This window comes from Streptomyces sp. NPDC050315 (assembly GCF_040655775.1).
In the GTDB taxonomy this organism is placed as follows: Bacteria; Actinomycetota; Actinomycetes; order Streptomycetales; family Streptomycetaceae; genus Streptomyces.
The window spans coordinates 432,133-445,184 of record NZ_JBFAKN010000004.1 but is presented as its reverse complement, the minus strand read 5'-3'; the positions used below and the strand labels follow the sequence as shown (position 1 = coordinate 445,184).

12 protein-coding genes are annotated in these 13,052 nt (G+C 71.8%); 4 read left to right on the top strand and 8 right to left on the bottom strand.

From position 1 onward, the window contains the following. Positions 1 to 17: 17 nt before the first annotated feature. Together AB0I82_RS17260 and AB0I82_RS17255 are read right to left on the bottom strand one after the other, a co-directional pair. The gene (locus AB0I82_RS17260; RefSeq protein ID WP_363258081.1) at positions 18 to 758 is read right to left on the bottom strand and encodes a TetR/AcrR family transcriptional regulator; all 741 of its coding nucleotides are present in this window, start codon (positions 756 to 758) and stop codon (positions 18 to 20) included. Continuing rightward, positions 755 to 1,687 (bottom strand): MerR family transcriptional regulator, encoded by a 933-nt coding sequence (locus AB0I82_RS17255; RefSeq protein ID WP_363258401.1) that lies wholly within the window; start codon positions 1,685 to 1,687, stop codon positions 755 to 757. Before AB0I82_RS17255 ends, AB0I82_RS17260 begins: the two co-directional genes overlap by 4 nt. A 113-nt stretch (positions 1,688 to 1,800) precedes the next feature. Between AB0I82_RS17255 and AB0I82_RS17250 the strand changes: the two genes are divergently transcribed. After that, the gene (locus tag AB0I82_RS17250; RefSeq protein WP_363258080.1) at positions 1,801 to 3,327 is read left to right on the top strand and encodes an alpha/beta fold hydrolase; all 1,527 of its coding nucleotides are present in this window, start codon (positions 1,801 to 1,803) and stop codon (positions 3,325 to 3,327) included. A gap of 48 nt (positions 3,328 to 3,375) precedes the next feature. On the opposite strand, the gene AB0I82_RS17245 is transcribed toward AB0I82_RS17250, so the two are convergent. Further along, a complete protein-coding gene (locus tag AB0I82_RS17245) occupies positions 3,376 to 4,320 on the bottom strand; it encodes a diiron oxygenase (protein WP_363258079.1) in 945 nt (314 codons plus the stop codon). Between the two features lie 170 nt (positions 4,321 to 4,490). On the opposite strand from AB0I82_RS17245, the gene AB0I82_RS17240 reads away from it, so the two are divergent. Further along, complete coding sequence (locus AB0I82_RS17240; protein WP_363258077.1) at positions 4,491 to 5,600, top strand: ferritin-like domain-containing protein; 1,110 nt, start codon at positions 4,491 to 4,493, stop codon at positions 5,598 to 5,600. A 17-nt stretch (positions 5,601 to 5,617) separates the two neighbouring features. Here the strand turns inward: AB0I82_RS17240 and AB0I82_RS17235 are convergent, their stop codons facing one another. The 5 genes from AB0I82_RS17235 to AB0I82_RS17215 form a co-directional block, all read right to left on the bottom strand. Then, a complete protein-coding gene (locus tag AB0I82_RS17235) occupies positions 5,618 to 6,100 on the bottom strand; it encodes a DUF3291 domain-containing protein (RefSeq protein ID WP_363258076.1) in 483 nt (160 codons plus the stop codon). A gap of 76 nt (positions 6,101 to 6,176) precedes the next feature. Then, entirely contained in the window at positions 6,177 to 6,989 is an 813-nt protein-coding gene (locus AB0I82_RS17230) for an ATP-binding cassette domain-containing protein (RefSeq protein ID WP_363258075.1), read from the bottom strand. A 126-nt stretch (positions 6,990 to 7,115) separates the two neighbouring features. Next, positions 7,116 to 7,571 (bottom strand): HD domain-containing protein, encoded by a 456-nt coding sequence (locus AB0I82_RS17225; RefSeq protein ID WP_363258074.1) that lies wholly within the window; start codon positions 7,569 to 7,571, stop codon positions 7,116 to 7,118. Between the two features lie 61 nt (positions 7,572 to 7,632). Next, positions 7,633 to 9,090, bottom strand: a complete 1,458-nt coding sequence (locus tag AB0I82_RS17220; RefSeq protein WP_363258073.1) for a penicillin-binding protein 2 — start codon at positions 9,088 to 9,090, stop codon at positions 7,633 to 7,635. Further along, on the bottom strand, positions 9,087 to 10,526 hold the full coding sequence (locus AB0I82_RS17215; RefSeq protein WP_363258072.1) for an FtsW/RodA/SpoVE family cell cycle protein: 1,440 nt from the start codon (positions 10,524 to 10,526) through the stop codon (positions 9,087 to 9,089). The genes AB0I82_RS17220 and AB0I82_RS17215 overlap by 4 nt, the downstream gene beginning before the upstream one ends. A 194-nt stretch (positions 10,527 to 10,720) precedes the next feature. Here AB0I82_RS17215 and AB0I82_RS17210 point away from each other — a divergent pair, with 194 nt between their 5' ends. Then, positions 10,721 to 12,007 carry a cytochrome P450 gene (locus tag AB0I82_RS17210; protein ID WP_363258070.1) on the top strand — a complete coding sequence of 429 codons (1,287 nt, stop codon included), beginning with the start codon at positions 10,721 to 10,723 and terminating at the stop codon, positions 12,005 to 12,007. Positions 12,008 to 12,149: 142 nt separating this feature from the next. Continuing rightward, positions 12,150 to 12,929, top strand: a complete 780-nt coding sequence (locus tag AB0I82_RS17205; RefSeq protein WP_363258069.1) for a GntR family transcriptional regulator — start codon at positions 12,150 to 12,152, stop codon at positions 12,927 to 12,929. The last annotated feature ends 123 nt before the right edge of the window (positions 12,930 to 13,052 follow it).

The following is a 13,052-nucleotide window of genomic DNA, read 5'->3' as shown; positions in this document are numbered from 1 at the left end:
CGGCAGGCGGCGCCGGCTCAGAGCAGGTGGGCGGCGTCCGCGAGGGCCGGGGCCAGCCGCCGCGCGAGGAGACCGACCGGCCCGTCGGCGGTCTCCGTGGCCAGCGCGGCGGCCGCGGCCCGCGCGGTCTCCTCGTCCGTCGCCGAGGTCGCGACGAACAGCGCGACGAAGTGGTCGACGAGCCAGTCGCGCAGCTCGTCCAGCGGCAACTGCTTCTCCTCGTCGACCCAGATCAGCGAGGCCGCCTCGACGGCGGTGATCCACGTACGGACCATCATCCGCAGCCGCGGGCCCGGCTCCGGGGTGCCCAGGTGGCGCAGGATCTGCTCGGCGGCGGTGCGCCGGACCTCGTCGACGATGGCATTCGTGCGGGCCGTCTCCACGACGCTGCCGCCCTGCAGCAGCGCGCTGAATCCGGCGTCGTGCTGGTCGACGAAGGCGAGGTAGCGGTCCAGTGCGCGGGCCAGCCGCAGCGTGAGCGGGCCGGTCTCCGCCTCGGCGAAGCAGCCTTCGAGGTTGTCGGCGGCGCTGCGCAGGGCCGCTTCGTACAACTGCTGCTTGCCGCCGGGGAAGTAGCGGTAGACCAGCGGCCGGGAGACCTGGGCCGCGTTCGCCACATCGTCCAACGACACGTCCTCCGGCGCCCGTTGGGCGAAGAGGCCGAGGGCCGCCGCCAGCAGCTGGGCGCGCCGCTCCGCCACGCTCAGCCGCCGGTACGCGGGGCGGGGTACTGCCGGTGCGGTGCTGCTGCCGTTCATGAACAGCAGCGTAACCGTCCTTCGGTCCGGGCCGCCCGGGTGTCCAGGGCGGTACGGAGCCAGTCGTGGACGGCGCCGAGGGTGGGCTCGGGGCCGGACAGCTCGGCGTGCAGCTCCCAGTAGCGCGCGATGTACGGGTCGGCGGCGAGCTGGTGGCTGAGCCGATGACGGAAGGCGGGGGTGTCGCGCAGCCCGCGGGCGCGCGCATGGGCGGCGACGAAGCAGTCCAGTGCCTCGCCCTCGTGCGGTGCGCGCCGCGCCCGCAGCGCAGGTGCGGTGAGCGCGGCGGCCTCGACGAGGCCGTCGTAGAGCACGCCCAGGTGGTAGCCGTTCTCCGGCCGGTGGTGCGCGGGCTGGCAGTAGTCCGCGCCCGGGTGGGGGATGTCGGCGACGAGGGCGTGCAGCCGGGCGAAGGCCAGTACCTGGGCGGGCGTCGGGTCCGCGGGCGGCTGCGGGACCGAGGTGTCGACGATCACGGAGGCCAGCCGGGCAGGGAGCCGCGCGGGCAGCCAGGACCGCCAGAAGCGGGCCGGCGCGGCGGTGCTCGGCGGGGCGGTCACGGAGCCGAGGAGCCGCAGCCGCTCGGGGCGTTCCTCGGGGGCGCAGTCCCGGAGGAGGTGGAGCGCGGCCTCCCGCCAGCGCAGCGCGGCCAGTTGGGAGCCCAGCTCCCGCAACTGCCCGGCGACCACGTCCTCCAGTACCTCTCCCAGCGCGTCCTCCCGCTCCAGCACCCGCCCCACGTCCGGTACCGGCAGGTCCAGGGTGCGCAGCGAGCGGATGAGGCGGAGCCGGTCGAGCGCTTCGGGACCGTACCGGCGGTGGCCCCCGGAGCTGCGGGCCGCCTCGGGCAGCAGGCCGCGGTCCGAGTAGAAGCGGACGGTCTTGACGGTGACGCCCGCCTGCTCGGCGAGCTCGCCGATGCTCCACATGTTGTCGGCCACCACGGCTTGAACCTCCCTCAGGGGGAGCTCCTACGGTACCGGCGAGCGCGGCCGGCCGACGGGGCCGGACGCGGGGGACCGAGGCGCGCGAGGAGAAGTACATGACGGCATTCGTCCTGGTGGCGGGGAGTCACACCGGCGGCTGGGTGTGGCGGGAGGTGGCCGGCCGGCTGCGGGAGGCGGGTGCCGAGGTGTACCCGGTGACGCTCACCGGCATGGGGGACCGCCGCCACCTGGCCGGTCCCGGCACGGACCTGGAGACCCATGTCGAGGACGTGGTGCAGCTCATCGACCACGTCGAAGCGCCGGAGGTCGTGCTCGTCGGCCACTGCTACGGCATCCACCCGGTGCTCGGCGCGGCGGGCCGGCGCCCGGAGCGGATCGCCCGGGTCGTGTACCTGGACGCGGGGATGCCCCAGGACGGGGACCCGGCACTGACATTGGTGCCGGACGGGACGGTCCGCGACCGGCTGCTGGGCGAGGGCGAGGCGGCGGACGACTGGCGGGTGCCGCCGCCCGCGGCCGACGAATGGCAGCGCTGGGGTAGCACCACCGGCCTCTCCGAAACCGACCTGGCGCGGCTGACCCGCCTCGCCGCACCGCAGCCGCGCGGCACCCTCACCCAGCCGCTCCGCCTCCCGGAAGCGGCCACCGCGCTGCCGACGACCGGCGTCTTCTGCACCGCCAACGGCAACAGCATCGCCGTCGTCGAGCAGATCGTGGGACTCGGGGACCCCCGACTCAAGGCGCTCGTCGACCCCCGGGTGACCTTCTTCGACCTCGACACCGGGCACTGGCCGATGCTCTCCGCGCCCGGCGAGCTGGCCGGGGTACTGCTGAAGGCCGCGGCGGGGGAGGGGTACCGGCTGTCCGCGACGGTGACCGAACAGCCGTCGCACCTGCGGCCGTTCCTCCTGGACGTACCGGAGCGGCGCCGCGAGCGCATCGGGCGGGTCGATCTGTATCTGCCGGACGAGGTGCGGGACGGGGCGGCCGGGGAAGAGCCTCGCCCGGCGGTGGTGTTCGTGCACGGCGGGCCCGTACCGGCCGGAGCGCGGCCGACGCCGCGCGACTGGCCGGCCTTCGTGGGCTACGGGCGCTACCTGGCGGGTCTGGGCGCGATCGGCGTCACGCTCGACCACCGGCTGCACGCCCTCACCGACTACCCGCGCGCCGCCGACGACCTCGCCGAGGCGATCGAACTGGTACGGGCCGACCCGCGAGTCGACGAAGACCGCATCGCGCTGTGGCACCTGTCCGCCGGCGGGCTGCTCACGGCCGACTGGCTCGCGGCGCCCCCGCCGTGGCTGCGGTGCGTGGCGGCCAGTTACCCCGTCCTCGCGCCGCTGCCGTCCTGGGGACTCTCCGGCTCCCGGTTCCGCCCCGCGGAGGCGGTGCGCGGCGCGGGGCGGCTGCCGGTCGTACTGACCCGAGTGGGGCAGGAGAGCCCGGAAATCGCGGTGACGGTCGAGGAGTTCCTGACCGCCGCCGCGGACTGCGGGGCCGACGTCGAGGTGGTCGACATCCCGAACGGCCACCACGGGTTCGAGACCAGGGACCACACCGAGGAGGCGCGGCAGGCGGTGGACCGGGCGGCACGGTCCGTACTGGCGCACCTGCGCGGCTGAGGGGGCGCCGGGCGGCGGCCGGTCCTGCGACCGCCGCTGCCGTCCGGCTCAGGCCAGCAGCCCCGAGCTCCGCCAGAGCTTGCGGCCCACGCCCCGCATGACGCCGATCTCGTCCAGGAAGTCGGTGAGCCGCTTGGCGCCGGTCTGCATGACCTCGCGGCGGTGGCCGCTCGCCTTCACCTGGGCGACGGCCTCCCGGCGGTCCAGGCCGACGTTGGTGTACACCTGCGGGTTGACGAAGGCCACGGAGAAGACGCGGGCGGCCTCGCCGGAGGAGATGCGGGTCAGCTCCTGCTCCCAGCGGGGCGCGCGGACCATCTGGCGGCGCAGCTCCTCGCGGGCGTACCGGACGTGCCGGGCCTCCTCCACGACGTGGATGCGGGTGACGCCGCGTACGAGGGTCTGCACCCGCTCGTCCGGGAAGGTCAGCCGCTGCATCCAGTCCAGGATCTCCTCGCCCAGCAGCGTGCAGGCGAAGGAACCGGGCGTGGTGGAGACGGTCTTGAGGATCCGCGCGAGGTTGTGGTTGAAGCGGGAGACGGGGTACGTGGGCGCGCCGCCCGTCTGGATCAGCCGCGCGAACATCTTGGAGTGCCGGCACTCGTCCGCTATCTCGGTGAGTGCGTACCGGACATGCGCGCTGGTCACGGACTTGTCGTAGATGTGCCGGACGAGGAGCTGCATGAGGATGATCTCGAACCAGATGCCCAGCGAGGCGAGCGAGGCCGCCTCGTGCCGGGCGAGGTCCATCCGCTGCTCCTCCGACATCTTCTTCCACAGGGGCGTGTCGTAGAGCGAGACGAGCTCCGGCGGCCAGAACCACTTGCCGTCCTCGATCGGCGCGTCCCAGTCCAGTTCGGTGTCCGGGTCGAAGGAGTGCTTGGCGGAGGAGTCCAGCAGGCGCTCGGCAACCTGCTCACGGTCCTTGAGCAGCCCGAGTGCGTCCCGCAGTGCCTCGGTCTCCGCCGTGCTGATGTCAGGGGCTGTCGACATGGCTGTGGCTACCTCGCTCGTGGGGTTACCGGCGGTCACGTCTTATGAGACTGCGCGTCAGTAAGAGCGTCAATCCCCTGCACACGACTTCTTGACCCTCCGGTAAGGAGCGTGTGAGCCTGCCAACTACCGCACACGTAACGGTGTTCGGTGATCCGAGGAGGCTCCTCATGTCCACCCGCGAGCTCTACGCAACCGACCCCGGCGAACCGCTGTGGCAGGTGCCGGCCACCGGCGCCGCCCGCTTCACCTGGGAGTACGACGACGGCCGCGACCGCCTCCTCGCCCTGTACAAGAAGGGCAAGGACAAGCAGTGGGACGCCGATCTGCGCATCGAATGGGACCTGGAGGTCGACCCGCACGACCCGCTCGGCACTCCTGACGAGGCCATGTCCCTGTACGGCACGAAATATTGGGACCGGATGACGGCCAAGGAGCGCGGAGAGCTGCGACAGCACTACGCCTCCTGGCAGTTCAGCCAGTTCCTGCACGGCGAGCAGGGCGCGATGGTCTGCGCGGCGCGGATCGTCGAGTCCGTTCCCGACCTGGACGCGAAGTTCTACTCCGCGACCCAGACCATGGACGAGGCGCGGCACGCGGAGATCTACAGCCGCTTCCTCCAGCAGAAGATCGGCATGCTCTACCCGATCAACGACAATCTCCAGTCCCTACTGAACGACACGCTCAAGGACTCCCGTTGGGACATGCCCTACCTGGGCATGCAGGTCCTGATCGAGGGCCTGGCCCTCGCCGCCTTCGGCATGATCCGCGACACCACGAACAAGCCGCTGCCCAAGCAGATACTCGCCTACGTCATGCAGGATGAGGCCCGGCACGTCGCCTTCGGCCGCATGGCCCTGCGCGACTACTACAAGCAGCTCACCGAGGCCGAGCTCCGCGAACGCGAGGAGTTCGTCATCGAGGGCTGCTACCTCATGCGCGACCGGCTGCGCGGCCTCGAAGTACTGGAAAATTGGGGCATACCCAAGGCCGAGGCGGAACGGTTCACCGAGCAGTCCGAATTCCTGCACCTCTTCCGCAAGCTGCTCTTCAGCCGCATCGTCCCGTGCGTGAAGGACATCGGCCTGTGGGGCAAGCGCCTCCAGCAGGCCTACCTCGACATGGGCGTCTTCGACCTCGGCGACTCCAACCTGGACCTCCTCATGGCCCAGGACGAGGAACTGGCCGAGAAACTGGACGCGGAACGCTTCGCCTCCGAGGAGGCCGCCCGCACCGCCGAGGTCGCAGAGGCGATCAACCGCGGCGGCACGGCGGAGTGAGTCACGGGCCCCGCTGCTCAGAGAGCGGCGGGGAACGTCGTCCGGAGGGTGAAGGCGTGGGCGGTCGGGCCGTGCTGCCGTAGGTGGGTCAGGCGGTCCTCGGCCTCCGTTACGGTCGGCTCGTGGGTGGCCGGGACCCACCACAGGGTGGTCATCGCCTCGTCGACCTTCTCGAACCACTCGCGGCGGCGGGCGAGGAACTCCCGGTGGAGGCCGGTGTACATGAAGGAGGTGAGGGACGGGAGGTCCCGCCATACCGACATGTTCACGATCAGCCACTCGTCCCCGAAGATGCTGATGTCGGTGGCGTCCCCGCCGTCCGACTTCAGCCGCCAGACGAACCCGTCGGCGGCCTCGGCGAGCGCGTTCACCGGGTCCAGCCCGTCGACGAAGTCCTTGAGCTCGGGGGAGTCCAGCGGCGCCTTGAGGCGGGCGATGTTGACCTGGGCGAGTGCCGGTAACGACGCGGGCTGCGGCGTGGCCGCGGATGGCGTGATCATGCCCGCACCCTAGCGACGGGGTGCGGGCACGGTCACCGGGCCGACCGCATGCTGGAACGGGCCGGGCGCCTCGTGGTCAGCGGCGGCCCGAGCGGGCCAGCCAGCGGCCCTCGTGGTGGGTGACCTCGATCGGGCGGCCGAAGCAGGCCGTCATGCCGGCGTCGGTCAGTACCTCGTCCACCCGGCCCTTCGCCTGGACGCGGCCGTCGCGCAGCAGGACCGCGTGGCCGATGGCGGGCGACAGCTCCTCCAGGTGGTGGGTCACGGTGACCGTCGCCAACTCCGGCCGGTTCAGCGCCAGTTCATGCATCGTGTCGATCAGGTCCTCGCGGGACGGCAGATCGAGCGCGTTGAACGGCTCGTCGAGCAGCAGCAGCGAGGGGTCGGCCATCAGCGCGCGGGCGATCAGGAGCCGGGCCCGCTGCCCGCCCGAGCACACCCCGTACGGCCGGTCCGCCAGCTCCTTGCAGTCCAGCTCGGTCAGCAGCGCGTGCGCGCGCTCCCGGGTGGCGTCGTCGTACTTCTTCCACAGCGGCTGGACGGTGCCGGTCGCGCCGGTGAGGACGACGGTGTGCCCGGGCAGGTCCACCGGTACCTTCTGCGCGCTGGAGACCAGCCCGATCGCGGCGCGCAGCTCCCGTACGTCCACCGTGCCGAGCCGGTGCCCGAGCACCTCGACGGTGCCGGTGGTGGGGAACATCAGCGCGCCGACGAGGCGCAGGATCGTGGTCTTGCCCGCGCCGTTGGCGCCGAGCAGCGCCCAGTGCTCCCCGCTGCGTACGGACCAGTCGATGCCGTCGAGGATGGTCTGGCCGGTGGCGACGCGGCGAACGCTCGCCCCCGAAAGGGCAGCGATCACACGCGCCTTGGTGTCGTCCGAAGGGCTCATGCGCGGCAGGTTAGCTGTATTGGGCATGTTTGTGTGGGGGTGTCCGGCGGGTGGACGCGATACCGGCCGGTGGCGGACCGGCCCGTTCAGCAGGTGCGGCCGAGCTTCGGCCGGTGCTGCCGGGCTTCAGCCGGCCAGGCCCAGCAGCCCGCGCATCCGTGCGTACTTCGCCGTCAGCCGCTCCCGGGTCGCCGTATCCAGGACGGCCAGCCGGTCCGGATCCGCGTTGTGCGCGAGGTCGGCCTCCTTGACCAGCAGCGCGCCGGGCGTGGCCAGGATGCGCGCGGCGTACTCCTCCGGCGGCTCCCCGGCCCGCTTGGTCACGGCCAGGACCATGGCCTTCGTGGCCGGCGACAGCGCGGCGCCCGCCAGCCACTCGGCCGACAGCGCGGCGTCCTCGACCGAGTCGTGCAGCCAGGCCGCCGCGATCTGCTCGTCGCTGCCGCCGCGCGCCCGCACCCCGGCCGCCACGGCGGCCAGATGCTCGGCGTACGGGCGCCCCGCCTTGTCGGTCTGCCCCTCGTGCGCCCGGCGCGCGATCACCTCCACCTCGGGCAGCGTCAGCGGCGTCGCGTCACTCATGGGGCCATTGTGCCGGGCGCACTCGGCACGCGGCCCCCGGCGCCCCGCGCTTCTCCCGCCGTCACCGGGCGAGCGCCGCCTGCATCACCGCTCGCGCGATCGGGGCCGCGTTGCCGCCGCCGCTGATGTCGGCGCGGTCGGCCGCCGCGTCCTCGACGACGACGGCGACCGCGACCGCGGGGCGTTCCGCGCCGTCCGCCTGTGCCCAGGAGAGGAACCAGGCGTACGGCGTACCGGAGTTGTCGACGCCGTGCTGGGCGGTGCCGGTCTTGCCGCCGACCGTCGCGCCGGGGATCGCCGCCTTCGTACCGGTGCCGCGGGTGACCACATCGGTCATCAGCTCCCGCAGCCGCTCCGCGGTGTCCTCGCTCATCGCCCGGTGCAGCCGGCGCGGGCGGGTGCGCGAGAGGGTGTCGCCGTGCGTGTCGGTCAGCCGCTCCACCAAGTACGGTCGCCGCAGGTCACCGTGGTTGGCGACGGCCGAGGCGACCATCGCCATCTGCAGCGGCGTGGCGGCCGTGTCGTACTGGCCGATCGAGGACAGCGCGAGCTGCGCGTCGTTCATGTCCGTGTCGAAGGTGCTCTCCACCACCCGGGACGGGATCGTGAGGCCGTCGTCGTTGAAGCCGAACTTCTCCGCCGTCTTCGCCATGTCGTCCAGGCCGACGTCCACGCCGAGACGGGCGAAGACGGTGTTGCAGGAGACCTCGAACGCGTGCCGCAGGCTCGCGTTCTCACAGCCGCTCGCCTCGTTGGTCAGCTTCGTGGACGTACCGGGCAGGGTGTACGGGCTCGGCGTGTCCGTGGCCGCGTCCGGGTCGTCCACCACGCCGTGCTCCAGCGCGGCCGCCGCGGTGACGACCTTGAACGTCGAGCCGGGCGGATAGGTCTCCTTCAGCGCCCGGTTGAGCATCGGGCGGTCGGCGGACGCGTTGAGCCGGGTCCAGGCGTCGGTGGTGCGGGAGCCGCTGCCGGACAGCTCGCCCGGGTCGTACGAGGGCGTGCTGACCAGCGCGAGGACCTTTCCGGTCGCCGGTTCCACGGCGGCCACCGCGCCCTTCTTCCCGCCCAGCCCCTCGTACGCGGCCCGCTGCAGCGCCGGATCGATGGTGGTGACGACATCGCCGGCGGGCTGCTGTTCACGGGTGAGTGCGGTCCACAGGGGAAGGGGCGCGAGCCGGGCGTCGGTGCCCGAGAGGAGGTCGTCCTCGGCGTTCTCCAGCAGGGTCGTGCCGTAGACCTGCGAGGCGTAGCCGGTGACCGGCGCGTACAGCGGGCCCTGGGAGTACGTACGGGCGTACCGCAGCGAGCCGCCGCTGTCCCGGGAGCCGGTGACCGACCGGCCGCCGACGACGATGCTGCCGCGCGGCTGGTCGTAACGCTTGAGGTCGGCGCGGCGGTTGGCGGGATTGTGCGCGTACTCGTCCTCGTTGAGGAGCTGGACGCGGGCGGCGTTCAGGAGCAGCAGGACGAGCAGGAGCAGGCAGAAGGCCGAGGTGCGGCGGATGTGCCGGATCACCGGGGCGCACCCCCGTTCCGGCCGCCTCCGCCTTCTCTGCCGCCGCGCTCTTCCTCCGGTACCACGATCCGCGCGATGACCCCGGTGTCCGCGCGGGTGGGCCGGGGCCGCCGCGCCCGGTCGCTGATGCGGACCAGCAGCGCGACCATGATCCAGTTGGTGACGACGGAGGAACCGCCCTGCGCGAGGAACGGCATCGCCATGCCGGTCAGCGGGATCAGCCCCATCACCCCGCCCGCGATCACGAACACCTGGATGGCGAGGAGCGAGGAGAGCCCGACCGCGAGCAGCCGCCCGAACGGCTCGCGGATCGCCAGGCCCGCGCGGTAACCCCGGGCGACCAGCAGCGTGTAGAGCAGGAAGACGGCGGTGAGCCCGGCATACCCCAGCTCCTCACCCGCCGTGGCCAGGATGAAGTCCGACTTCATGGCGAAGCCGATGAGCGCCGAGTGGCCCTGTCCGAGGCCGGTGCCGAGCAGGCCGCCCGCGCCGAAGGCGAAGAGCGACAGGGCCAGCTGGCTCGCGCCCTCGCCCCGCTGGATGCTCGCGAAGGGGTGCAGCCAGTCGGCGACCCGGCTGTGCACATGCGGTTCGAGGCTGCCGACGACGAACGCGCCGACCGCGGCGAGCAGCAGCCCGACGGCGATCCAGCCGGTGCGCCCGGTGGCCGCGTACAACAGGACGACGAAGACGCCGAAGAAGAGCAGCGAGGTGCCCAGGTCCCGCTCCAGGACCAGTACGGCCACGCTGACCAGCCAGATCGCGACGATGGGGCCGAGCACCCGGCCGGTGGGCAACTGGAGGCGCCACAGTTGGCGGCCGGTGTACGCCAGCGCGTGCCGGTTCGCCGCGAGATACGCCGCGAAGAAGACGCTGAGCAGGATCTTGGCGAACTCGCCGGGCTGGATGGAGAATCCGGCGAAGCGGATCCAGATCTTTGCGCCGTTGACCGCGGGGAAGAAGATCGGCACGATCATCAGGACGAGCGCGGCGGCCACGCTGAGATACGCGTACCGCTGCAGTTTCCGGTAATCGCGCAGCAGCGCCACCACCCCGATGAACAGCGCCACGCCGACCGCGGACCAGACGAGCTGGGTGGGCGCCGCCTGGTCCTTCGGGGTCTCCTGGTCGAGCCGGAAGATCAGGACCAGCCCGAGGCCGTTGAGCAGGACGGCGATGGGCAGCAGCAGCGGGTCGGCGTACGGCGCGCGGAGGCGTACGGCGAGGTGGCCGAGGAGCGCGAGCACGGCCAGCCCCGCGCCGTAGCGGGCGGCGCCGGCCGGTACGGTGCCGTGCCGGGCGAGGCCGACCTCGACGTAGCCGTAGACGCTGATCAGGACGGCCGCGGCGAGCAGCAGCAGTTCGACGCCCCGGCGCCTGGGCAGCCGGAGACCGGGGGGAGGGGCGTCAGCCGTCGCGGCCGTGGTCGCGGTCATGTCAGGCAAAGTAGCAAGAGGCCGGGCGTATGCCACCGAGGACGATCATGTTCCGGTCGTGCGTCGGCGGCGGACCGGAGTGGCGCGTGTGGTGCCGATGGGACGTCTCAGACGTACCGGTCGTTTCATCTCGTTACCTGTTCGCTGCCAGGTCGCTTGGTCAGCACGGGTATCGGCCAGGCAGTATTGCGGTCATGACCAAAATCCGCTCGGGCGTCACCGCTTGGCTGGCCCGCAGATATCTCGCGCGGACTCAGAAAAAGGGCTTCGATCTATCCCGTATGCCCTTCTTGCCCGAGTCCACCCTCATGCCGCTGCGTCGCCACGGCCTTGACCCGGTGGCCGACTTGTCGGAAGTGCGGCAGAAGTCCCCGGTGAGCATGCTTCCCGTGCCGCTCGCCTCCAAGGTGTGGTTGGTCACGGGGTACGACGAGGTGAAGGAGGTGCTGGGCAAGGCCAAGGCATTCAGTACCGATTACACCAACCTCGTCGGCAATGCCGGAGCCGACGCCGGGAAGAACCCCGGCGGTCTCGGATTCGCCGATCCGCCGGACCACACACGGCTGCGCCGTCTGCTGACTCCCGAATTCACCATGCGCCGGCTCGGCCGGCTCACCCCGCGCATCCACGAGATCGTCGAGGAACGACTGGCCGAAATGGAGCGCCTCGGGCGCTCGGGCGAGCCCGTCGACATCGTCCACACCTTCGCCCTGCCCATTCCCTCTCTCGTCATCTGCGAACTGCTGGGCGTTCCGTACGAGGACCGCGCGGACTTCGAGCGGCTGAGCGCGGCCCGCTTCGACCTTTTCAGCGGCGCGAACGCCTCGTTCGGTGCCATATCGGAATCGCTCGCCTATTTCCAGGAGATCGTCAAGAAGGAGCGCAAGGACCCCGGTGACGGCCTGCTCGGCCAGATCGTGCGGGACCACGGCGACACCGTCACCGACGACGAGCTGGCCGGCCTCGCCGACGGCGTGCTCACCGGCGGCTTCGAGACCACCGCCAGCATGCTCGCGCTCGGCGCCCTCGTCCTGCTCCGCGACCCCGACCACTTCGCGGCGCTGAAGGACGGCGACGACGCCATCGACCGGTACGTCGAGGAATTGCTGCGCTATCTCACCGTCGTCCAGGTCGCCTTTCCCCGGTTCGCCCGGGAGGATCTCGAAATCGGCGGCGTGCCCATCTCCGCGGGCGATGTCGTACTGTGCTCGCTCAGCGGCGCCGACCGGGACGGAAAGCTCGGCCCGGACATGGAGCGCTTCGACCCGCAGCGCAACGTCCCCTCGCACCTCGCATTCGGATACGGAATCCACCGCTGCGTCGGCGCCGAACTGGCCCGGATGGAACTCCGCGCCACTTACCCGGCACTGGTCCGGCGTTTCCCGAACATGCGGCTGGCCGTTCCGGAACAGGAACTGGCATTCCGCAAGCTGTCCATCGTCTACGGGGTGGAATCGCTGCCGGTGCGGCTGCACGGCTGAGTACGGGCGGAGACCACGGGCATGCGGTACGGCCACCGGGGGAAACGAAGGGGGAATACGTGAAGCCGACCGCAGCCAGGGGATGTCACGGCGTGTGACATAGTTTTTCGTGGAAGCTGTCGGGCCGACCAGGGAGTGACGGATGGCTGTCGAGTGGCGACCCGTACGGCAGTCCCGTACGCACGAGCTCGTCCTCGAAAGCATCGAGGAGCGGGTGCTGGCGGGCGAGCTCAAGGCCGGCGACCGGCTGCCGCCCGAGCGTGAGCTCGCCCCGGTGCTCGGGGTCAGCCGCTCCGCGCTCCGCGAGGCGCTCCGCGTCCTGGAGACCATCGGCGTCCTGGTCGCCCAGGCGGGCCGCGGCCCCGACGCCGGCGCCCGCATCGTCCGGAACCCCGACGACGCGCTCGGCCGCCTCCTCCGCCTCCACTTCGCCCTCGGCAGCTACTGCCTGGAGGACGTACTGGAGGCCCGCGTCACGCTGGAACGGTCGAGTTTTGAGGCGGCGGCCGAGCGGGTGGCGGCGGGCGACTCGGACGACGCGCGGGCGGCCGGCCTCGACGAGGCGGCTTCCGGCCTCGACGCCGCCGCGGAGCTGGTCGCGCGCATGGGCGCGCCGGACGTGGGGGTCCAGGAGTTCAACGACCTGGACACCCGCTTCCACGTCCAGATCGCCCGCAGCTCCGGCAACGCGCTCACCTCCACCCTCACCTCGGCCGTCCGCGAATCCGTACGCCCGCTGATCCTGCGCGCCCTGGAGGCCGCCGAGGACTGGCCGGCGACCGCGGCCGCACTCAACGCCGAGCACGCCGAACTGCTCCGCCTGGTCCGCGCCGGCGACGGCACCCGCGCGGCCGACCTGGTCGAACAGCACATCCGAGGACTGCACGGGACGCTGGTGGAGGAGCGGGCGCCGGAGGAGTAGCCGGGCCGCGTCCGGCACATCACGTTCATCCACCGCGCTACGCCCGCCCGATCACGGTCCATTGTGATCACAAGCGGTCACTTTCTCTGCAACCGTCACTCGGTGTTCTGGGCGTCGGCAGAC

Bases quoted from the DNA above. Each gene is read 5' to 3' on its own strand.
- AB0I82_RS17260 (WP_363258081.1), bottom strand. From the start codon at position 758: ATGAACGGCAGCAGCACCGCACCGGCAGTACCCCGCCCCGCGTACCGG.
- AB0I82_RS17255 (WP_363258401.1), bottom strand. From the start codon at position 1,687: ATGTGGAGCATCGGCGAGCTCGCCGAGCAGGCGGGCGTCACCGTCAAG.
- AB0I82_RS17250 (WP_363258080.1), top strand. From the start codon at position 1,801: ATGACGGCATTCGTCCTGGTGGCGGGGAGTCACACCGGCGGCTGGGTG.
- AB0I82_RS17245 (WP_363258079.1), bottom strand. From the start codon at position 4,320: ATGTCGACAGCCCCTGACATCAGCACGGCGGAGACCGAGGCACTGCGG.
- AB0I82_RS17240 (WP_363258077.1), top strand. From the start codon at position 4,491: ATGTCCACCCGCGAGCTCTACGCAACCGACCCCGGCGAACCGCTGTGG.
- AB0I82_RS17235 (WP_363258076.1), bottom strand. From the start codon at position 6,100: ATGATCACGCCATCCGCGGCCACGCCGCAGCCCGCGTCGTTACCGGCA.
- AB0I82_RS17230 (WP_363258075.1), bottom strand. From the start codon at position 6,989: ATGAGCCCTTCGGACGACACCAAGGCGCGTGTGATCGCTGCCCTTTCG.
- AB0I82_RS17225 (WP_363258074.1), bottom strand. From the start codon at position 7,571: ATGAGTGACGCGACGCCGCTGACGCTGCCCGAGGTGGAGGTGATCGCG.
- AB0I82_RS17215 (WP_363258072.1), bottom strand. From the start codon at position 10,526: ATGACCGCGACCACGGCCGCGACGGCTGACGCCCCTCCCCCCGGTCTC.
- AB0I82_RS17210 (WP_363258070.1), top strand. From the start codon at position 10,721: ATGACCAAAATCCGCTCGGGCGTCACCGCTTGGCTGGCCCGCAGATAT.
- AB0I82_RS17205 (WP_363258069.1), top strand. From the start codon at position 12,150: ATGGCTGTCGAGTGGCGACCCGTACGGCAGTCCCGTACGCACGAGCTC.